At 73.4% G+C, this 20,123-nt stretch carries 13 protein-coding genes; 8 read left to right on the plus strand and 5 right to left on the minus strand.

The genetic code is table 11. The annotated features are described in order from the left end of the window. Position 1: 1 nt before the first annotated feature. Both BLQ76_RS06090 and BLQ76_RS06095 read right to left on the minus strand, forming a co-directional pair. Positions 2 to 2,398, minus strand: a complete 2,397-nt coding sequence (locus tag BLQ76_RS06090) for a glycosyltransferase family protein (protein WP_090670450.1) — start codon at positions 2,396 to 2,398, stop codon at positions 2 to 4. After that, positions 2,340 to 4,835 carry a glycosyltransferase gene (locus BLQ76_RS06095; RefSeq protein ID WP_090670452.1) on the minus strand — a complete coding sequence of 832 codons (2,496 nt, stop codon included), beginning with the start codon at positions 4,833 to 4,835 and terminating at the stop codon, positions 2,340 to 2,342. Before BLQ76_RS06095 ends, BLQ76_RS06090 begins: the two co-directional genes overlap by 59 nt. A gap of 211 nt (positions 4,836 to 5,046) precedes the next feature. On the opposite strand from BLQ76_RS06095, the gene BLQ76_RS06100 reads away from it, so the two are divergent. Continuing rightward, complete coding sequence (locus BLQ76_RS06100) at positions 5,047 to 6,510, plus strand: Hint domain-containing protein (RefSeq protein WP_090670455.1); 1,464 nt, start codon at positions 5,047 to 5,049, stop codon at positions 6,508 to 6,510. Positions 6,511 to 6,513: 3 nt separating this feature from the next. Here the strand turns inward: BLQ76_RS06100 and BLQ76_RS06105 are convergent, their stop codons facing one another. From BLQ76_RS06105 to BLQ76_RS06115, 3 genes are all read right to left on the minus strand, one after another. Further along, positions 6,514 to 9,648: a tetratricopeptide repeat protein gene (locus BLQ76_RS06105; RefSeq protein WP_170842495.1), complete on the minus strand. Its 3,135-nt coding sequence runs from the start codon at positions 9,646 to 9,648 to the stop codon at positions 6,514 to 6,516. A gap of 108 nt (positions 9,649 to 9,756) precedes the next feature. Continuing rightward, a complete protein-coding gene (locus tag BLQ76_RS06110; protein ID WP_090670459.1) occupies positions 9,757 to 10,884 on the minus strand; it encodes a calcium-binding protein in 1,128 nt (375 codons plus the stop codon). A gap of 60 nt (positions 10,885 to 10,944) precedes the next feature. Continuing rightward, positions 10,945 to 11,793 (minus strand): hypothetical protein, encoded by an 849-nt coding sequence (locus tag BLQ76_RS06115; protein ID WP_183193129.1) that lies wholly within the window; start codon positions 11,791 to 11,793, stop codon positions 10,945 to 10,947. A 279-nt stretch (positions 11,794 to 12,072) separates the two neighbouring features. Here BLQ76_RS06115 and BLQ76_RS06120 point away from each other — a divergent pair, with 279 nt between their 5' ends. From BLQ76_RS06120 to BLQ76_RS06145, 7 genes are read left to right on the plus strand one after another with little or no spacing between them, the layout of a single operon-like run. Next, positions 12,073 to 12,891: a hypothetical protein gene (locus BLQ76_RS06120; RefSeq protein ID WP_090670464.1), complete on the plus strand. Its 819-nt coding sequence runs from the start codon at positions 12,073 to 12,075 to the stop codon at positions 12,889 to 12,891. 60 nt (positions 12,892 to 12,951) lie between these two features. Beyond that, entirely contained in the window at positions 12,952 to 15,045 is a 2,094-nt protein-coding gene (locus tag BLQ76_RS22470) for a hypothetical protein (protein ID WP_139183942.1), read from the plus strand. Beyond that, a complete protein-coding gene (locus BLQ76_RS22475; RefSeq protein WP_139183943.1) occupies positions 15,042 to 16,355 on the plus strand; it encodes a glycosyltransferase family 4 protein in 1,314 nt (437 codons plus the stop codon). The genes BLQ76_RS22470 and BLQ76_RS22475 overlap by 4 nt, the downstream gene beginning before the upstream one ends. Continuing rightward, the gene (locus tag BLQ76_RS06130) at positions 16,352 to 17,191 is read left to right on the plus strand and encodes a hypothetical protein (RefSeq protein ID WP_090670466.1); all 840 of its coding nucleotides are present in this window, start codon (positions 16,352 to 16,354) and stop codon (positions 17,189 to 17,191) included. Before BLQ76_RS22475 ends, BLQ76_RS06130 begins: the two co-directional genes overlap by 4 nt. Beyond that, positions 17,188 to 17,913, plus strand: a complete 726-nt coding sequence (locus tag BLQ76_RS06135) for a SapC family protein (protein ID WP_090670468.1) — start codon at positions 17,188 to 17,190, stop codon at positions 17,911 to 17,913. The genes BLQ76_RS06130 and BLQ76_RS06135 overlap by 4 nt, the downstream gene beginning before the upstream one ends. Next, positions 17,910 to 18,797 (plus strand): SapC family protein, encoded by an 888-nt coding sequence (locus BLQ76_RS06140; RefSeq protein WP_090670470.1) that lies wholly within the window; start codon positions 17,910 to 17,912, stop codon positions 18,795 to 18,797. The genes BLQ76_RS06135 and BLQ76_RS06140 overlap by 4 nt, the downstream gene beginning before the upstream one ends. Then, complete coding sequence (locus tag BLQ76_RS06145) at positions 18,794 to 20,059, plus strand: glycosyltransferase (protein WP_090670472.1); 1,266 nt, start codon at positions 18,794 to 18,796, stop codon at positions 20,057 to 20,059. Before BLQ76_RS06140 ends, BLQ76_RS06145 begins: the two co-directional genes overlap by 4 nt. Positions 20,060 to 20,123 lie beyond the last annotated feature (64 nt).

Raw genomic sequence — 20,123 nt, forward strand, 5'->3', positions numbered from 1 at the left:
CTCACCAGCCCGGCGGAACGGGCCGGGGCGGGCGCATCGCGCCCGAGCGCGGCGCCGGATCGCCGGGCGGCCAGGCCAGCGCATCGCCATCGCCCGCGACAAGCGGGTTGCAGAACGGATCGCACGCCGCCGCATGAGCCCAGCGCGCCTCCAGCCGCGCCGCTTCGCGCATCTGCGCCGCGCGCTCCAGCGGCGAAGGCGACACCCCCGCGCCCTCGCGCCAGAACCGTGCGTCGGGCGACACGACGATGCGTCGCCCCAGGGCCTGAAGCTTCAGCGCGTAGTCGGCCGCGCCGAAGCGACACGGAAACAGGACCGGGTCGAACCCGCCCAGCGCCGTGAAGTCGGCGCGCCGTGTCGCAAAGGCCTCCGGCAGGATCGCCGCCACCTGATGGGCGACGCGCAGGACGTCGCCGGGTCCCGGATCCTGCGCACCGCACCCCCATCCGCGCGGCTCCGGCGCACGCCCGAGCGACAGGCGCAGGCCGGCCTGGAGAACGAAGCCCTCGCGGTCCGTGATGAGCGGGGCGACGAGACCGGTCCCGGGGTCGCCGAGACGCCCGAGGAGCTCGGCAAGCCACGCGTCGTCCAGCGGACGCAGCCGCGCGTCGAGGAGGCACACGGCCTCGGTTTCCGCCCGCATCAGCGCGCCGGCGAGCCGGCGTGCGGACGACACGCCCGCCGGCGCGCATTCCACCGCGACGCCGCCGAGCCGCAGGCTCCGGGCGCTCGCCTCGTCGAGGGCGCAGGCCGAGACGGACAGGGCGACGCGCGCGACCCGGCGCGAGGCTTCCAGCGCGTCCAGCGCTCGCTCCAGCACAGCGGCATCGCCATGGCCGAGGTCGAGAACGATGGTCGCGTCCATCGCGACCGCGCGGCGGATGCGCACCGCCGGCAGCGTCGTGTCCGCGCGCGGCTCGACATCGGCCGCGGTGTCCTCCCGCGCCAGGATGCGGCGCGCGGCCGACGCGAGCTGATCCGCTGCCCCCGCGCCGAAGAGCGGCAGCGCGAAGCCGAAGCCGGGAACGTGCCGATGGGTGTTTCGGCTCGAAGCGCCCTCGAGCGGGGACAGAAACAGGTCGTCGAGCGTGGCGCTGCCCTGCTCCAGCGCCTGGATGGCGCCGGCTCGGCGAAGGGCGAGCGCGTTGCCCACGGCCCCCTGTTCCAGCATCCGCTCCCGGTCGGGCGCGGTGAGCGCCAGCGGCGCCTCGCTCCCGTCGGCGAGCACGAGAAACGCGTCGCCATAGGCGAGGGCCGCGTCCGGGTCCGTGACAAGGGCGGAGAGAAGGCGTTCGGCTCCGCCCGGCCGCGCGAGCGTTCCCGCGCGCATCACGACCAGGAGTTCGCAGTTCGCGCCCTCGTCGCGCAGGAAGTGAAGAAGGTCGCCCGGTTCGAAGCGTCCCTCGCGTTCGGGCAGGACGGCGCCGATCCAGTCGGCACGCGGCAGGAGGTCGGGGGCCTGAAGCGTCTCCTCTGCCCCATCCTCGCCGATCACCGCGACCGCGATCCGCATCTGTGCCGGGAGCTCCGGCACGGCGGGCGGGAAGCGCGCCTCCCATCGTGCAAACTCCGCGAACGGCACCGAACGGGGGAACCAGCGATCGAACCGTTCGGCACGAGGCCGCTCTGCGTCGGTTTCCGCTCGGCCCTCGAAGAAGGCGGCAAGGCCGTCGGGAGCGGCGAGGATCGGGAGAGGTGCGCCGGGCAGGGGACGGCCGGCGACCCGGATCTCCACCTCGTGCAGCCGTCCATCGGCCCATTCCTCGGGAAGGCGCAGGCGAAAGCCCGGCTCGGCTTGAAGGTCCCCGCCGCGCTCGACACTCCGCCATCGGTCGGCGCGCGCGACGGCCACCGTCTCGTCGTCGATCCGTGCCTCGACGCGCGCCGGAAAGGGCGCGGCCTCTCGGGAAACCCAGCCCTCGATCTCAAGCCCGCCCCGCCAGCGGGCCAAGCCCCAGGGGCGATCCGCGGGAACGAAAGGCTCACCCTCGTGGAGGCGGATCGGCGAGCCGGGCAGCGGGGCGCCGTTGGCCAGGCGCACCTCGGCGACGGCGACGTGGGGAAGCTGCGCGCCGTCCAGCGCGAAGACGAAGCCGTAGCACCCGTCGCCGACCGCCGGACCGTCCGCGCCGGCCAAGGCCAGACCCGGCACGAACAGGTCGGCGCGCGCGATGGTGCTTGCGACGCCGTCGAGGACGAGTTCCACCACGAAGCGACGCTCGGGATCGAGCGGATCGGCGGCGTGGCCCTCGATCAGGAACTCGCCCGTGCGCGCGACCGCGAGCCGAAGGTCTCCGGCCAGGCTCAACTCGGGGTCGGGCGCGCCGCCGGCCCGGCGCCTACGGCGCGAGGCGACCAGCGAACCAATCGACGACGGCGCGGACGATATCGGGTTCACCTTGGTTCCTCGGCACGAGTAGGGATGGGTCGGACGGGACTTCGGCGCCCTCGCTCCAGTCGAGGCGCGCGGCGGGCAGCGCCGTTTCGGCGGCAAGCCGATCGAACAAGGCGAGCGACGGGTCGGCGGGCGGCAGAAGAAGCGCTCGCGCGCCCGCCGCACGCAGGCGGTCGGGGAATTCCTCCGGGGTCACCGCGCCCTGCGCATCCATGCCTGCGCGGATCAGCGCCAGGTCGTCGGCGCTCGGTCCCAATATCGCGCAACACGCCGCGGAACCCAGCCGCAGGCGCAGGGCGGCTCCCAGGCGCAGCGCGAAGGCATGCGAGCGCGGCGAGGGAACGCCCATCACGAGCGCCAGAACGGGGGGCGTGCGGTGGCTTGTTGGCCGCGGCGGCGCGACGGCCTTGGCCAGATCGAGCTCGATGCGCGCGGCATCCGGTTGTCCCCGCAGCCGTTGCCCCAGCGCGGCCAGCGTGGCGCGATCGGAGGCGACGACCTCGAGCCAACGGTCGCCGAGGCGCTCGTGCCACGCCTCGAACCCGTCCAGCAGGGGCAGGTCCGCTCCGCCATGGCCGACCAGGTCGCCGGCCAGAAGCGTGACGGCGCTCGGGATCGCGGTCACGGTCTCCGCCAGGGGCTCGGGCGGCGGCCCACCGCCGAGCTCCAGGCGCTCGGGATCGAGCGCGCGAAGCCAGCGCTGCAACGCCGCGACCTCACGCGGCAGCTCGAAGGCGAGGGACTGGGGCGCCGCCAGGCCGGTGCCGCGCAACTCGGCTCTCAGCAAGGTACCGACACGGCGCCACGAGAGGAGAACGGCGGCGCGCCCCGCCGCCTCGTGGCGGGCCAGGCGCTCGGCGGCCAGCGCACTGCCGGCGGGCGCCACGACCAGGATCGGATAACCGCCCGGCGGCGCCTCGCGCTCGACGGCGGCGCGCGCGGGCGCCAGCGGGTCGGCTCGGCGGAAGGCGGCCGACTCCTCGCGCAGGTCCGGGAAGCGCCGCCGGAGGTGCCGCAGGTTGCGCGCGACGAGCGGTCCCTTGTCGGCGCCGAAGGAACGCGAGCCATGATGGGCGACGAAGAGATCCGCCGCCGCGACGTTGCGGAAACCGGCGGCGCGCAGGCGCAGCGTCAGCTCGGCATCCTCGAAATAGCCGCGCTCGTAGACGGCGGAGAAGCCGCCGGCGGCCCGAAGCGCGTCATGGCGCAGGTAGAGCGCAAAGCCGATGCCGTTCGGCAGGTCCACCGGCGGCGTCGCCGCGCGACGTGCCGCTTCGTCGAGCCGGCTTGATTCCTCCGTCGCGGGAAGGGGGCCCGGCGCCCCGAGACGCGGCAGGCTGGTCCACTCGCCGTTATTGGAGAGCGGCGTCGCGCTGCCGATATCGGCGGCGGCGTAGACGGCGCTTCGAAGCCTCTCCAGCGCGCCGCGCGGCAGGATCGCATCGCTGTTGAGGATCAGCGCGTCGCGCTCCCCGATCCCGTCCAGACCGAGCGCCACGGCGCCCGTGAAGCCGAGGTTGACGGCGGTGCGCCGCAGCTCGATCAGACCGCGTTCGGCCAGCGCCTCGACAAGCGCCCGCAGCGCCGGGTCCGGCGAGGCATCGTCCACCACGACAAGAGCCGCGTCCGCAAGACGCCGCGCTTCGCGGATCGCCGCGCCAAGGGCGTCCGCCGCGCTGTCGGGGTCGCCGAAGACCGGCATCACGATGCGCAGCGGGCGCGGCGCGGGCGTGGCCGACGGGGCACAGGCGACGGGCAACGGGGCACCGTGCCGGCTTCGTGCGCTGACGGTCCCCTTGTCGAGGATCGTCCTGCCGTGCCGAAGCTCGAAGCCGGACAGCGGCCGGCCGATGCGGCCCGCGACAAGGGCCAACGCGCTGCCAGCGGGTGCGAAGGTCGGTCCCGGCTCGGCGTGCAGGAGGTGGTGGGTTTCCCCGTCCTGATGGAGTAGGGCGAGGACCGGCCGTGCCTCGCCGCGCCAGGCCACCCATCCCGACAGCTCCGCGTCGCGAAGCGCAAGCTCAGCCACGGCATCCTGACCGGTCGCAAACAGCGCCGACAACGCCGCCAAGCGCGCGTCGTCGGGCGTTGCCGGACCCGCCAGAAGGCGGCGGGCCGCCTCGCGTCGCTCGCTGTCGCCCGGCGCGAGCCGCAGGGCGGCGAGGCCCACGGCCGGGTCCAGCGGGTCGGCGGCCAGCGCGCCGCTGAGCGCCCGTTCCGCGTCGAGGCGTCGGCCCGCAAGGCTCGACGCCAAGGCGGCCAACGCGCGTTCGGCCGGTGCGGGAGGCGGCGCGATGCGCAGCCGGCGGTCGAGAAGGCGGGCGGCCGCATCGGGCCGGCTTTCACGCAGGAGGCGCGAGGCGTTGCGGATCAGCGCTTCGGCGTGCCGCGCGGGATCGGCCAGGATCGGATCGGCGCGCAGGAGTTCGGTCCAATCCATAGCGCCGCTTCGAACGTCCGCTCCCTCGGGTCTGGCGCCATGGTCGTGCGCAAGCGGTACCTATCGCATCGGCGGCTGGCGGGGGGCTGACCGGCGGCCTTGCTCTTCACGCTTTGCTTGCCCTGTCGCGAGCTTCCGCTTGCGGACGGACGCGCGCTGCACCACGCTCGTCCCGCAGCCTTGCTTTCGCGCCCGCCGCCCAGAGACCGCCATGAGCCATCCCGACGAGGACATTTCCCCGCACGACGAGGGCGGCGCGGGGCGCGAGCGTTCCGGCTCCTCGGGATCGCCCGCGTCGGGCGCCGGCTCGGCGGCCGCGAGCGTCGCCATGTCGGGCAGCATCGCGGCCACGGCCGCAACGCCTGCCGCCTCCGCCGCAACGGCGCGTTCAAGCGCCGAGACGCGCTCCGGGCGGGCCGACGACGGCGTGGGCGAGGCGCGGAACGAAACCGGAAGCAGCGATGGTTCCCCGTCGGCTGGCGGCGAGGCGGCCTCTGCGGCAGCGGGTGGAAGCGGCGCGAACGGTGCGCAGGCCGTATCCGGGCTGCGCGCGGGGGGGCCTGTCGGCGCGGGCGGGGCCGGCCCTGCGGTCAACTTAGCTCCTGGCGGTGCGATGCCGAGCGGCGCGTCGCTGTCCGCGGCGGGCGGCTCCGCGGCCGCAGGCGGGAACGGTGCCGCCGCCGCGGCCGGGCGCGGCGGCGAGGCATCCGGTTCGCGCGGCGAAGCGGCCGGTGCGTCCGGCGAGGGCGCGGCGGCTTCGAACCCAAGCTCCGGTTCCGGCGGCGAGGGATCGGGCGGCGGCGGCGAAGCGTCCGGCGAGGCAAGCTCGGACACGACGGCGTCGGGCGAATCGTCGTCGTCCGGGTCCGCATCGTCGTCGCCATCCGGCGCCGCCACCGAGGCGATCGCCAGCGCCACGGGCGCGAGCGACACCGGCGCGGGCTCGCCTGCGGCGTTCGGGTCGGGCGGCGGTGGATCAGGCGTCAGCGGCACGAGTGACGGCCTCGGTGTCGGCGGCTCGTCGCCCGCGCCGAGCCTCGTCGCCACGCTGGCCGACGGACCCGTCCCGATCGAGATGGCCGCGCCGGTCTGCTTCCGGCCCGGCACGCGGCTGGCAACGCCGGGCGGCGAGCGCCCGGTCGAGGATCTCGAGCCCGGCGACCTCGTCGTGACGGCGGACGGCGCGGTGGAGCGCGTGCGCTGGATCGGGCGCCAAACGCTGGCTGTCCGTGGCCTCGACCCCTTGCGCGTGCAACCGATCCGCATTCGCGCCGGCACTCTGGGCGAGAGCCTGCCGCGCCGCGACCTTCTTGTTTCGCCCCACCACGCGATCGGCCTCGACGGCGTGCTGATCCATGCCGCGGCCCTTGTGGACGGGGTCGGCGTCCTGCGCGAGCCGTTGGGGCCGGATCCGCTTCTTTATCTTCACGTGGAGCTCGACCGGCACACGCTGCTTCTAGCCGAGGGCGTGCCGGCCGAGAGCTTCGTCGACAACCTGCAAGACCTGCCGTTCGACAACGCGGCGGAGCGCGAAACGGGAGACTTCGCCCCGGTCGCCGAGATGGCGTTGCCGCGTGCGAAGTCGCGCCGCCAGGTTCCGCTTGCCACTCGTCGGCGTCTGGAAGCGCGTGCCCACGCCCTGTTCGGATCGCAAGCGTCCGACCGCGCCGCCTAGAGGTCAGCCCCGCGGGCGGCGACGCCCGCCAAACGCCGTGCGGCTCCAGTGCCGGTCGCTGCTCTTGTAGGCGGCCAGACAATGGATCGCGACGTGGTCGAGAAACGCGGCCCGATCCAGGACAACCAGATCCGGGTTCCCGGCGGCCACGACGCCGGCGGCGATGCGTGTTAGGAGGCCGGGGCCCGCGGCGAGCCAAAGGATGTCGCTATCGCCCCGGTTCACCGCCGCGGCCGCCGCGCGGAGCGCCTCGACGACCACCGGATGGTTCGGCCGGGCCGCGAGCCAGTTGTTGCCGAGCGAGCCGAGATCCTCCTGATAGCAGATCAGACCCGCACCACGCTCGAGAAGGGGCATGATGCCCCGCCGGCACCGGTCGTCGGCATCCGCCCACACGCCGCCTTCGCGTGCGAGAAGGGCGAGGCGGAAGATGTCGGCCCGCATGGCGGGCTCGCGTGCGCGCCCGAAAGCCAGGCCCACCTCGGGTGCAGCCTCCTGATCGATGAAGCGCCGCGCGGAAGCGTCGTCCCAGAGCCGGTGGCTGAAGCCGGGATTTCGCCGACGCCAGCTTTCCATGTAGGCCGATACGTCCGCAGGCGGTTCGGGATCGGTCCAGAACTGGTGGATCCGGCGCGGCACGCCCCCGTCGCCGGAGCCGAGCATGGCCGGAAGCGCGCCGGCGCGGCGCGCCTCGATGAAGCGCAGGATGGCGGGCGCCGTGCTGTCGGGAAAGGCGCGGACGACCGCGTCGATCGCGGCCAGGCGTTCCTGGCCGGGCCGGACCAGCGCGTCGCGAAGGGCCGATAGCGCGTCCGCATCGAGCCGGAACTCGTCGAGAAGCTGCCCGTAATGGGTTTGCGACGGGTTGGCGGACTGGCCGCGCAGGGCGTTGGCGCCCGCTTCCAGCGCGGCGAGGTCGGCCAGGACCGAGGTCGCGCGCTCCGTATCGAGCGCGAGAAGCGCGGCATGGGCGAGGCGGTTTCGCACCCAGCCGTCGGTGGGCAGGAGGCGCACGGCGGCCTCGCCCTCCCTGATCGCACGCGGAAAGTCCCAATGCGCCGCGGCCAGTTGCGCGGCGGCGAAGTGACGGCGCCCGCACTCCGCCGGCGTGGCGCCGGGTAGCAGCGGCAACAGGGCTGCGGCGGCGGTGAGACGGCCCGCCTCCACCAGGGTGAGCACGGCCTGGGCCGCCAGGAGCGGGTGGCCGGGATGACGGCGCCGGGCGGCCCGCAGCCGCGCTTCCGCGCGCTCCGGACGGCCGCACTGGCGCTCGATCTCGCTTTGCGCGAGTTCGGTCTCGGCGCGCGGACCGAAGCGGCGCCGGATCGCGGCCAAGCGCGCCCGCGCCTCGGCCGGGCGACCCCCGGCCGCCGCCAGCCGCGCGCGCGCGATCTGCGGCCAGATCCGCCCACCGTCCAGCACTTCGGCTCGCTCCAGGTAGCGCTCGGCCGCGCCGAGATCGTCACGCGACACGGCGTGGCGCGCCTGCGCTTCCGGGAATGCCGGGTGATCCGGACACGCCGTCTCGCCGCCCGTCAGGAGGTGCAGGGCGCGATCGGCCTGGCCCAGGCGCAGCGCCGCCTCGCTCGCCTCGACCCAGGCTTCCGCCTGTTGCGGCCAGCGTTGCGCGGCCGCCTCGAAGGCGAGGAGCGCGCCGGGTCCGTCGCCTTGCGCGCGCAGGACATGAGCTCGACCCAGCGCCGCCTCGGGCGCGCGCGGCGAGCTGTCCGGAACTGTCGCAAGAAGCGCCAGGGCCTCGCGAAAGGCGCCACGCTCGCGCTGCCGCGCGGCGAAGGCGACTGCGAACCAGCTTTCCGCCGGCTCGGCCTCGATCGCCTCGCGCCACAGCGCGTCGGCGTTTGCCCTATCGCCGCGCGCCTCGGCGAGTTGCGCCCGTCCCGCCAGCGCCCAGCCGAAACCGGGTCGCGCCAGAAGCGCCGACCGGTAGGCCTCCTCGGCCTCCGCCATCTCGCCGGTCTCGCGCAGGAGGTCGCCCAGGCACAGAAGCGCGCGCGGATGGCCCGGTGCCCGCTTCAGCGCCGAGGCCAGTCGCGTCCGCGCCGCCTCGATTCCCCGGCTGCGGCGCTCCAGGAGCGCGAGTTCCACGAAAGCCTCGGGCGGAGCGTCCTCGCGCCCGGCCAGATCGAGATACAGGGCCTCGGCTTCTGCGATGCGGCTCGCCGCGCGCAGCGTGGCGGCGAGTTCCAGGCCCGCCTGCAACGGCCCATGGCCGCGGGCCCAGCCCGCTCGGGCATGGGCGAGAGCCAGGTCGAGGTCGCCCGCCTCTTGGGCCGCGCGCACCAGGATCTGCAGCGCACGCAGCGCGCGGGGATGGCCTACGAGATGACGCGCGGCCAGCGTAACCGCTTCCGCGAGCTCGTTCGATCGAAGCAGAGCGTCCGCAAGATCCAGGGAATGGGCCGGATCGATCGCGGCAGCGCGCCGCCAATACGCGATCTCGCCCGCGCCGTCGCCGTTGTCGCGTGCGATGCGGGCCAGAAGGCGCGGCGCGCCCGCAAAGCGCGGCTGCCGCCCGGCCAGCGTTGCCAGCCTTTCGCACGCCTCGTCGGCGCGACCGAGCGCGACCAGCGCTTCTGCGCGATCCAGTTCGAACCAGGGGTCGTCGGGCCGAAGCTCGGATGCGACGCGAAACGCCGCCAAGGCGGCCTCGCCGTCGCCGCGCATGCGCGCCGCGCGTCCGAGCTCGCGCACGGCGTGAGGCAGCGGCGTCGCCGACGCCAGCCCGCGCAGCGCTTCCTCCGCCTCGTCGAGCCGACCCAACGCGCGCAGCTCTGCGGCGGCGTCCTGGCGACTCCAGAGGTCGTCCGGCGCGCGGACCGCAGCGGCCCGAAAGCGCTGCAACGCCTCCTCGTGCCGTCCCTGCCGCCGTGCCACGAGCGCGAGCGTTCGGTGCGCCGGGGCGAAGTCGGCCGCCTCGCGCAGGAGCAGCACCGCCTCGCGCTCGGCTTCGTCGACGCGCCCGAGCGCGAGAAGCTCCAGGCCCGCATCGTTGCGGCTCCAGCGGTCGCCGGCCTCGCGAAACAGCGCCAGCGCCTGCAGATGGTCGCCTGCCGAGCGGGCAGCCAGAGCTTCGGCGCGCCTGTCGCGGGTTCCGGCGGGCTCGGGCAGGGCGGACATGGCGGCTCGGGTGTGACGGGACGCCCCGATCATGGCGCGCAAAGGTTAAGCGGGCGCAAAGTCGCAGCGGGCACCGAGCCCACGCGGGACGGCAGCCGGCGTCCGCGATCAGGACGACAGAACGGTGTCGCGGAACTGGAGGTGCTCGATGCCGGTGAGCGAGGCCGAGTAGCCGTCGTCGAACGAAACGAAGGTCGACAGGCCGGAATGGTTGATCTGCGCGCTGGTGTGGTCGCGGTCCCGGAACCAGGCGGTGTCGTCGCCGGCCCCGCCGTCCAGCGTGTCGTAGCCCGTGCCATGGCCGAGGATCGCGAAATGGTCCGAACCGTCGCCGCCGATCACGCTGTCCGTGGCGCCGTAGAGCAGGAAGCTGTCGTCGCCCGCGCCGCCGTCGAGGGTCGCCTGTCCCTGCATCGAGGCGGCGAGGTGGTCGTTGCCCGCTCCCGTCGCGACGTGGGCGCCCGGTGCGTCGTGCAGCATGATCGTGTCGTTGCCCGCACCGCCCAGGATCGTGGCGAAGCGCCCGACGCTGTCGACGTGCAGGGCCTGTGCCGAGGCCGATCCGTCGATCGTGGTCCCGTCGCCGCTGGAATGCACGGTGTCGCCGTCGGCATGGACCTGCGCGGAATGACCCGAGGCGTAGATCGTGGCATGGCCGCCGTAGATCGTGTCCTGCGCGCCGCTCGAGCGGATCGTGTCGCCGCCGCCCGCACCGGCGCGGATCTCCGTTCCCCCGTTCGCGCCGCCAAGCAGCAGCGAACCGCCGGTCTCGCTGCCCCAGAGCGTGTCGGAACCCGAGCCGCCCGCCAGCGTGTCGCCGGCGCCGACCGCATACAGCGCATGGTTGCCCCCCGCCGTTCCGCCCGACAGGCTGTCGGCGCCCGCACCGCCCCAGACCGTCGCGTTGCCGGCGCCCAACTCGATCGCGTTGCCGGCGTCGCTGGCATGGACGGTGACGTCGCCGACGCCCTCGATGCGCGCCGAGCCGCCGCCGGCCAGGATCACGGCCACCGGTTCGTCGCTCACCGAAACGACGCTGGTCTCGCCGGCCGAGGGGATCGCCACCACCGCGTCGACGCCGGGCGCCACCGATAGGCCCGCGCTGTCGGTCTGGATCGCGACGGCCTGACTGCCGCCGAGGCCGAGCTCGGCCAGCACGCTGTTGATATGCTCGCTCGCCTCGGGCGAGAGCGCTCCGAGGCTCGCGGACTCCGAGGCGGTATAGATCTCAGCCATTCACGACCTCGGGGCGTGCCGGGTCGTGGAGAGATCGCCGCGCGGGAGTCCGATGGTCGCTCAGGCGGCCTCCCGCTCCGGCTGGGGCCGGCGGAACACGCGCAGGCGGCTCGGCTGGCGAACCGGAGGCATCGAGGGCGATCCGGCGACCGGCTCCAGCGCGGAGACGAAATCGAGGCGCAGGCCGACCAGCGGGTCGAGCGGCGTGGGACCCAGGAGCTCGACGTCGCGGCCGCGCCGCGTGACGAGCGAGGCGCCCAGAAAGGCGCCGTCCGCACGGAGCGCCAGGCCGGGAGCCGCCGCCGCCGTGAGCCGGGCGCGAAGGCCGATCAGCGGGAGCGCCTTGCCGCGCGTGCCGGCATAGGCGCCGGCCGGCGTCCAGTTCGACCAGCCCGCGCCGCGTCCCGCCACGGCCACCTGGTATTCGATCGGCAGGTCCTCGCCCACCGCCCGCATCTCCAGGCCCTCGATGCGACCCGGCGCATCGGGACCGCAGATCCAATGACCGCGAGGCGCCGCCAGGTCGCCGCGCAGGGAAACGTGGGCGCGAAGCAGGAACTCGACGCCGCCTTCCGCAAGGCTCGGCCGCAGACGAGGCTCGGGCGACGGCTCGGCCTCGGCGCCCATGCGCGTCAGCTCCAGCGTCGCGGCGAGCGTGGCGCCGGCTCGCGCCGCGCGCAGGACCACCTCGATCGTGCCCGGCTGATCGGCCGCGATCACGAGGACGCGCCCCGGCGTGCGAAGAAGCGCGTCCGGCTCGCCTGGCGCCGACACGAGACGCAGACCCGGCGAGACCGCGACGACCTCCGCGACCGGCCCGTCGCCGAGCGACCCCGCATCGGCGCGATAGGTCAGCGAGGACAGACCCCGCTCCACTTTCAAGATCGCACGTCGCTCGCTCGCGTCCACGCCCAATGGTCCCCGCATTTCGTCTCATGCAGAAGAAACGAAGAGCGGAAGATCTTCAAGTTAATGAGATATTTCGAGCGCAGCGAGGCAAACGACAGCTTAAAGGCCGTTGGTTGATGCATGGATTTGCTAAAGATAACGAACTCTTTCGTCGCTCAGCTTCGCCCCGACTTGCGATGGCGTGGCGAGTGGTCATGACGAGATCGTATCGCAGCGTTACGGATGTGTAAGACATCGGGCGTAATCTTGATGCAAATTTCGTCCGAGAGGTTAGGGAAGATGATCCGCGGAAGCATCGAGCTCGCCACCCCCGATACGATCCAGGGATGGATCCACACGTCGGACGGCCGTATCCGCGAGCACACGCTTCTGGCCTTCCAGGGCGACCAGTGCGTCGGCGCCGGCAAGGTGAACACGTTTCGTGGCGATCTGGCCGATGCCGGCATCGGCGACGGACACCTGGGCTTCAGCTTTCCGATCTCGGTGCTGCCCGAGCGTGTCGGGCAGGTGGTCCTGAAGCTCGAGGGCAGCGATGCCATGCTTCTGCAGACCGGCGCGCGCGTCGCCGGCGAGACGACGGGCGTCGCGGGCCTGCCCCGCGCCGAGGTCCGCGCGCGGCTCGCTGCCCTGAAATGGGCGCTCAAGCATGGCCGCATCGGGCAGGGCGACTTCGACTTCCTGCGCATTCTCTGGTCGTTCGGTGTCTACGAGCGCGGCCTCCTGCGCCGCAATGCCGGCGAGGAAGCGGTGGTGGCCGAGAAGAGCGGCGTGATCGCCGCCGCGCTTCTGGAATCCTATGCCGGCACCGATGTGCGCCTGTCGTCGCGCACGGTGCGCTCGCCGGCGGAGTTCCAGACGGCGCTGGCCGAGATCGCCGCCGGTCCGGTCCTGAAGGTCGTGGCGCTTCACACGGAAACCCGCGCGTCGTTGCGCGTGGCCGAGGGGACCCACGTCGAGGACGTCGCCGACGCGCCCGTCACCGACTACCCTCTGACCCCCGACCACCTCCTGATCCTCGACGTGCGCGCCAGGGCCGAGCTGCAGATGGCCGCCGGCGCCTCGGTCGAGATCCTGTCGGCCGAGCCGGCCCTGTCCTGAGTTCCTGCGGCCCGGCGCCTCGCGCCGGGGTGCCCTTGATCCGCGTGCCGAACCCCATCGATGCTCCAGGTCCTCGCCCCGTCAGCCTACGCGCCCAGCGAGCTTGCCGAAGCCGGCGAGAGCCGCTGGTGCGGTCGCATCGAGGCGATCGATCCGGTTGAGGGCATGCGCGGCTGGGTCCTGTCGCCGGACGCGCCGCGCGCGGCGACCGAGCTCGAGCTGACGGTCGGCGACGACGCGCTCGTATTGGGGGCCAGCGCGTCGCCCCATCCGGTTCTCGACCGGCGCCTGGGCTTCGAAACGCGCGCCGGCTTCCAGTTCGCCACCGACGTCTTCGCGCGGCTCGCTCGCTTGTCGGCCCGCCGCCGCTCCCTGCGCGTCGGCATCCGCATCGCGGGCACGGATACGCGGCTCATGCCGCCCGCCGGACGCGATCCGACCGTCGGCGAACTGGTGCACAGCTGGCGCGAGACGACGCTTCGCTCGCTTCGGCCCGCCGATGCCGGGCGCGAAGGCACGCGCGGCGACCGTCTCCTGCGTCGGCTCGCGGGGCTGCGCGCCGAGGCGCTCGCCCTGCGGGAGCGTCCGCTGCGACCGCTGTCGGACGGCGAGGCCGGGCAGATCGAGGCGATCTATCCCGCCGGCGAGGGGCAGGTCTGGTTCGTCGGCTGGATGAAGCGGCGCACGGAGACGGACTTCTCCGCCGTCGTCGTAGACCGCGAGAAGCTGCCGGCCGGCGGCGCGGTTCTGCACTACGAGCGGGCGGACCTCAACTCCACCTGTGTCGGCGTCGTCGGACTGCTCGATAGCGGCTGGATGCCGCCACCGGTCCTGCGCGACGGCTTCGTGTATCTCGGCCCGTCCGGCCAGCTTCATCTGCGCGTGTCGGCGGGAACCCGCGTCCTGCGCGCCGACGCCTTTCTGGCCGCCTTCGCGCAGGCCCAGCCGCTGGCGGTCGGCGGCGAGGCGGAGGCGCTCGCCAGCGTCCTTCATTCGGGTGCGAACTGGATTGGCGGAGCGGCCGCCGCCAGCGGGCTGGCGGTGGAAGCCGGCGTCGACCGTCTCCTGATGGTGCCGGGCTTCGGATGTCTGGCGGAGGGCTGGGCGGTGAGCCCGGCCAAGCGGATCGAGACCTTCCAGATGCGCGTCGGCGACTGCGTTCTGACCGCCGACGAGGCCTCCGCAAGCTTCCGGCCGCGGCCCGACCTGGCGTCGGTCTTCGGCGCAGGCGGTGTGACGGCGCGCGCCGGCTTCTCGGCGGCGCTCCTGGGCGCGCTGCCGGCGGATGCGAGCGGTGCTCCGCTCCTGCGCGTCGTTCACGAGGACGGCGCGGGCGCGGTGCTGCGCGTCGAGCCCAAGCTCCTGCGTCGCCTCGACCCGGTCGCGGACGGCGACGAGGTGCTGCGCCTCTTTCCCTCGATCCGCCACGAAAGCTTCTGGGACGCCTTTCTCGTCGCCCAGCGCCGCAACCTGCGGTCGGCCGTGCGCGAGCCGGCGCTCCTGGCCGAAGCGCCGAGCCCGCGCCTCGTCGTCCTGCGGCTGCCGGGCGAGGCGGGCAACCTCAACCTCGCCTTCGACCGTCTGGCGCGGCACCTGCCCGACGTGGATCCCGCGATCGGCGTCTGCCTCGTCGCGGATGCGGGTCGGGCGCGAGCCGAGGCGCTCGCACGCTTCGAGGACCTGCGCGACGAGGTGGAGCAGCCGCTCTCCTTCGCCGCGGTGCTGCACGGTCACGACATCCTGCCCGAACTGCCGTTTCTTCTGGCGCGGCTCGGCGCGGAGCGCTTCGTTCACGTGGGGCGCGGCCTGGTCCTGTCCGCCGCGGGCTGGCGCGCGGCGGAGTCGAGCCTTGGTCGTCGCGGCCACGGCATCGACCGTCTCGAGGTCCTCGACGACGCCGGGCGGCCGGACCGGGTGGACGGGGCGCTGGGCGCGGCCTGCTTCGGCTGGAGCGCCGACAGCTATCTCGCCTTCGCGGCCCATGCGCCGGCGCTGACGCGGGGCCTTCTCGCCGACAACGGCCTGCCGCGCGACCCCGCGCGCGACCGCACCCTGTTGGCTTGCGCCCTGCGCCTGGAGCGCCCCGCCGCCTCGCGCCTGGCCGACCTGATCGACCGCGACCTTCTGGCCGGGCGAGGAAGGGGGGAGCCGTGATCTTCGCCGACCGCCAACGACAGAACCGGGCGCCCGCGCCGCGCGCACCCAAGGTCGCCGTGATCTCGCACAGCCATCCCTCGCTCTCGAAGGGCGGAGCCGAGATCTCCGCCTATGCCTTGTTCCGGGGCCTGCGCGAGATCGGGGTCGATGCGATCTACGTGGGCGCCTGCGCCTCCACCACGCGCCATCGCCTCGCCTTTGCCGACGAGCACGAGTTCGCGGTCTTCCACGACGCGGAGCGCTACGACCACTTCTACCATCTGGCGCCGCGCAGCGTGGCCGACCAGCTCGTCGCGATCCTCGCCCGCGAGGGGGTGGAGCTCGCCAACTTCCACCACTTCTACCATCTGGGTCTGGGGGCCTTGCGCGCCGTCAAGGCGATGCCGGGCATGCGCACCTTCCTGACGATCCACGAGTTCCTGGCCATCTGCCACAACCACGGGCAGATGATCACCCGCCAGGCCCGCATCCTGTGCGAGGGCGCCTCCAACGAGAGCTGCGGGACCTGCTTCCCCGAGCTCATGCGCACGCAGTTCGCGATGCGCCGGGAGACCATGCTCGACAGCTTCGGCGACTTCGACGGCTTCGTGTCGCCGAGCCGGTTCCTGGCCGAGCGCTTCCGCGCCTTCGGCCTCGACATGGCGCGCATGAGCGTGATCGAGAACGGGCTGCTCGCGCCGGGCACGCCCGACCGGCCCCTCAAGCAGGGCAAGACCTGGACCTTCGGCTTCTTCGGGCAGATCAACCCGTTCAAGGGCGTCGACGTCCTTCTCGACGCCGCCGACCTCATCGCCGAGGACAAGGCGCTTTCGGCCACCGTGCGCCTGCGCATCCACGGCAACCTGATCGGCCAGACGCCCGAGTTCACCGAGCGCTTCGAGGCGAGCCTCAAGCGGCATCCCTTCCTCACCTATGCCGGGGCCTACGACAACCGCTCGGTCCATCGCCTGATGAGCGAGTGCGACTATGTCGTGATCCCCTCGAAATGGTGGGAGAACTCGCCGGTCGTCATTCAGGAGGCCTACGGGGCCGGCGCGCCGGTGATCTGCACCGGTATCGGCGGCATGGCCGAGAAGGTGCCCGACGGCGTGTCGGGCCTCCACTTCCGCCTCGGCGACGCGGCCGACCTCCTGCGGGCCATGCGCCTGGCCGCCGATCCGCGCAACGCCGCCGTGCTGCGCGCCGGCTTGCCGCCCGTGATCACGGCGGCCGAGATGGCGCGCCAGTATTGCGCCGCGTTTGCCCGCGCGCCGGCCCTCGCTCGGGCTCCGGCGCGCCGGGCTCCCGTTCTCGAGGCGGCCGAGTGATTCGGGGCCATATCGATCTGGCGACCCGCGCGCGCGTCGAGGGCTGGATCCACAGCGACCGCGTACCGCTCGCCGGGGCGCGCGTGCTGGCCTTCCACGACGAAACCTGTGTCGGCGGTGGGCGGGTCGACGTCTTCCGGCAGGATCTGGCCGATGCCGGTCTCGGCGACGGCTGCGTCGGCTTCGGCTTCCCGGTCGCGCTGCGCTCCGACCAGGACCCGCGCGTCCTCGACGTGCGCCTGGAGGGCGGAACGCTTCTCCTGAAGCAGGGTGCCTGCGCGCTGAGCCCGCGCGAGGCGATGGGCGCGGATCGTCGCCGGCAGGGCCGCGACCCCGCCGCCCTGTCCTGGATGCTGGCGCGCGGCTGGCTCGACCAGCGCCGTCACGACGCGCTGCGTGGCCTTGCGCGCTTCGGCGCCCATCCGCTTCAGTTGCAGATCGAGCGGCGCGGGCGGGACGTCGCCTCGGTCTGCGACGAGGTCGCGCTGGAGGCGGCCGACCTCATCGAGTTCCACGTTCACACCGCGATCGACTGCGAGATCCGCGAGGACGTGAGGCCCGCCGATCTCGCCGCGATCCGCCGCGAGGTGCGCGCGAGCTTTCCGTTCTCGCCGCCCGTGATCGGCCTGTGGGCGCCCGGTCCCCATCACCTCGACCTTGTGGAAGGCTCGCATCTCGCGGATGGCGAGGCCGAGCCGGGAGCGGGCGTCGAATACGCCTTTGGTGGCCGCACGCTGCTGCTGGCCGATCTCGACGCGGCGATCGGCTTTCGCGGCGGCGACGCGTCCACGCCCTTCACCGCCTTCGTGCCCTGCCGGCCGGAGGAGCGGCCGTGATCTCGGAGCGTGCCGAACCGCTGACGGGGCAGCGCATGGCGGCGCGCATCTATTCGCCCTTCAGCTATCCCCTGCCGCGCCGCGCCGCGCTCGTGCCGGTTGTCCTCGCCGAAGCGGAGCGCCTCGCGCCGGTCTTTCCGCTGGTCTGGCAGAGCGGCGAGGAGGGGCCGCGTTTGAGCTGCCTGCGCAGCCTCCAGGAGGACGGGTCGGGCTTTGCGGCCGGCACGCAGGATCGCCTGGCCGTGCTGCCGCTCCTGCTTCAGGCCTATCCCTTCGTGCTGCCGGCCGCTCCCGCCCTGGACGGCGACAATCCGTGCCTTCTCGACGTTGCGGGGGCGGACCTTCCGAGCGACGCCGGCGCGCCGATCACCGCGAGCGACGGTCGCCTCACCAGTGCGGCCGAACTGCGCCTTCGGGCGCTCTCGATCTTCGAGCGCGACCTCGGCCGCACATCGGCGATCGGACGCATGCTGGGCGAACTCGGGCTGCTGGAGCCCTGGCCGCTGCGCTTCGATCTGGGCCACGGGCGGCACTGCGACGTCGAGGGCCTGGCGGTGGTCCGGGCCTCCGCCTTTGATACGCCGCGTCTTCAGCCGGTTCTCGCCCGCTTCGGCCTGGCCGCCGCCCGGATCCTGTCGCTCCACCGCCTGTCCTTGTTTCGCGCGGCGACGCTCCTGGCCGCCGCGCGCGAGGCGGTGGCGCGCGAGAGTGCGCGGGCATGAGCGCCATGACGCTGCAGCCGCTCGCCTCGGTCGCCGAGGCCCGCTTCCGTCCCGCCGAGCACTTCGGCTTCGCGGCGGGCTTGAGCTGGATTCCGGTCAACGACACCGAGTTCCACCTGACAGCCCACCACCTGCCGCTCACCGTCCGCCTCCTCGGCGGCATGCCGCGTCTCGGCGCCGTGGTGCATCCGGGCTTTCTCGCGCGCGCGGCGGTGGACGGGGAAGGGCGCTGGCGGGCCGGCTACCGACCGCTGGCCCTGCGCACCTATCCCTTCGTCCTGTCGAACCGGCAGGGCGGACGGCCGATCGACGCGATCAGCTTCGTGGCCGAGGCGGCGCTTGTCGGACCCTGGGGCATGCCGGTCTGCGCCGACCCGGCGACCGGCGCGCTGTCGCCCGAGATGGAAGCGGTGCGCAACACGCTTCTGATGACGCGCGCCGGCGCGGTGAAGCTGTCGGCCGCTCTCGATCTCCTGCGCATCTCCAACGTCCTCGTGCCCTTGCGCGACCCCGAGGGCCGGCCTGCGCCCGACCTCGTGGTCGACGCCGCGCGTCTCGCCGCGCTCGACGAGGGCGCCGTGGCGGCGCTGGCGGGCCGCTCCTTCCTGCCGCTGGATCTGGCCGGCGCGATCCTCTTCTCGCGGCGGCACTTGTCGCCCGAGCGCCTGCCGCTGGTCGAGGCCGAGCGGATGGCCGTTCCGGCGGTACCAGCCGCCGCGCCGGGCTCCGCGGCCGACATCGTCCTGGCGAACCTGGCGGCCATGAACTTCGCGCTCGACGGAAGCGGCCTCTTCGACCTCGCCTCGGTCGCGGACTGGACCGAGTTCGCTCCCCCGTCGCCGCCCGCCGAGGAGGAGGCCGCGCCGGCGGCCGCCGCGGCATGAAGTACCTCTTCGTTCACAACAACTTCCCGGCCCAGTTCCGGCACGTCGCGACGCATCTGGGCTCCGACCCGGCCAACGAGGTGCGGGCGATCGGCGCGGAGGGTTCGCGCCCCTTGCCCGGCGTCACGCTGCACCGCTACACGCTGCCGGCCGCCTCGCTCGCCTCGACCCACCCCTTCGCCCGCCGCTTCGACGGCGAGGCGCGGCGCGCCGAGCAGACGCTCTATGTCTGCACCATGCTGCGCGCCTCGGGCTTCAGTCCCGACGTCGTGGTGGCCCATTCGGGCTGGGGCGAGGCCCTGCCGCTACGGGCGGCCTTTCCCGAGGCGCGCCTTGTCTCCTACGGCGAGTATTTCTACCGCTCCCACGATTCCGACGTGAACTTCGATCCCGAGTTCCCCGGTCTCGGGCTCGACGGACTGGTCGGGCTTCACGCGCGAAACGCCGCCAGCCTCCTGGCGCTCAGCGACTGCGACCTCGCGATCTCGCCCACCAGCTGGCAGCGCTCGACCTTCCCGCGCGAGTGGCGCGACAAGATCCGGACCGTTCACGAGGGCGTCGACACGCGGCTCGTCTCGCCCGACCCGAAGGCCGTCCTGCGGCTCGACGACGGCACCACGATCCGGGCCGGCGAGGAAACCGTGACCTTTGTCGCGCGCAACCTCGAGCCGCTGCGCGGCTACCACGTCTTCATGCGGGCGCTGCCCGAGATCCTGCGCCGGCGCCCCGGCGCGCGCGTTCTCGTCGTCGGCGGCTTCGGCGTGTCCTATGGCCAGCGGCCGCCCGGAAGCGAGACCTGGCACCAGATCTTCCTGCGCGAGGTGGCGGGCGAGATCGACCTGTCGCGCATCCACTTTCTCGGACACCTGCCGTTCGCGCGCTATCTCGACGTCCTGCGCGTGTCGCGCGCCCACGTCTACCTGACCTATCCCTTTGTTCTGTCCTGGTCGTGCCTCGAGGCCATGGCGGCGGGCTGCGTGGTGATCGCTTCCGACACGCCGCCGGTGCGCGAGGTGATCGACGGGCGCAACGGCATTCTCGTGCCCTTCCACGACAAGAACGAGCTGGCGCGGCGCGTCGCCGACGTTCTGGCCGACCCGGCGGCCCATGCCGAGCGCGGGCGTCTTGCGCGCGAGACCGTGCTGCGCCGCTACGACATGGCCACGGTCTGCGTGCCGGAGGCGATGCGCATCCTGCACGGGCCCGACCCGCACCGCCGCCGCCGGCCGGCGACCGAGCCCGGCCTTTGGAGCGTCGCCTGAGCGATCTCCCGCCCGTGTCCCCGGTTCTTAATCATTGCGCGCGATCATCGCGCCTCAACGTCAA

Source organism: Aureimonas jatrophae (genome assembly GCF_900104035.1).
Taxonomy (GTDB): Bacteria; Pseudomonadota; Alphaproteobacteria; order Rhizobiales; family Rhizobiaceae; genus Aureimonas; species Aureimonas jatrophae.

What these genes read in the sequence shown, in the direction of transcription:
- BLQ76_RS06095 (WP_090670452.1), bottom strand. Translation starts at nt 4,835, where the DNA reads ATGGATTGGACCGAACTCCTGCGCGCCGATCCGATCCTGGCCGATCCC.
- BLQ76_RS06100 (WP_090670455.1), top strand. Translation starts at nt 5,047, where the DNA reads ATGAGCCATCCCGACGAGGACATTTCCCCGCACGACGAGGGCGGCGCG.
- BLQ76_RS06105 (WP_170842495.1), bottom strand. Translation starts at nt 9,648, where the DNA reads ATGTCCGCCCTGCCCGAGCCCGCCGGAACCCGCGACAGGCGCGCCGAA.
- BLQ76_RS06110 (WP_090670459.1), bottom strand. Translation starts at nt 10,884, where the DNA reads ATGGCTGAGATCTATACCGCCTCGGAGTCCGCGAGCCTCGGAGCGCTC.
- BLQ76_RS06120 (WP_090670464.1), top strand. Translation starts at nt 12,073, where the DNA reads ATGATCCGCGGAAGCATCGAGCTCGCCACCCCCGATACGATCCAGGGA.
- BLQ76_RS22470 (WP_139183942.1), top strand. Translation starts at nt 12,952, where the DNA reads ATGCTCCAGGTCCTCGCCCCGTCAGCCTACGCGCCCAGCGAGCTTGCC.
- BLQ76_RS06140 (WP_090670470.1), top strand. Translation starts at nt 17,910, where the DNA reads ATGAGCGCCATGACGCTGCAGCCGCTCGCCTCGGTCGCCGAGGCCCGC.
- BLQ76_RS06145 (WP_090670472.1), top strand. Translation starts at nt 18,794, where the DNA reads ATGAAGTACCTCTTCGTTCACAACAACTTCCCGGCCCAGTTCCGGCAC.